This window comes from Alkalicoccobacillus porphyridii (genome assembly GCF_007293315.1).
Taxonomy (GTDB): domain Bacteria; phylum Bacillota; class Bacilli; order Bacillales; family Bacillaceae_D; genus Alkalicoccobacillus; species Alkalicoccobacillus porphyridii.
On the sequence record NZ_VLXZ01000220.1, the window covers coordinates 1 to 270 of the forward strand.

Sequence of the window (270 nt, forward strand, 5' to 3'; positions counted from 1 at the left end):
TACGTACTTTTTTCGCAACGTTGACCAGCTCGCTTTTAACAGCGGTCTCGATGCTGTCAGCAGCGATAGTAATCGTTACACGGCGGCCAAGGCCTTGAGTGGTTTCAACTGAAACTTGCATCTTGTTACCTCAAAAAATCACAGTGCTCGGTCAACTCTTACCCCGCAAGCACAGGTTGTTGGCTTCGCGGAACCGGGATGTTCTTATAATCAATCACATTCCCTGTTACCAGAATCATCCCGAAAGCATTCAAATAGGACGCGGCATTA

The 270-nt window shown here is 47.4% G+C and carries 1 protein-coding gene; it reads right to left on the minus strand.

The features are described from left to right. Positions 1–121 (minus strand): trigger factor (locus tag FN960_RS24100; RefSeq protein ID WP_185971147.1); only part of this gene is annotated, 121 nt, incomplete at its 3' end. Positions 122–270 lie beyond the last annotated feature (149 nt).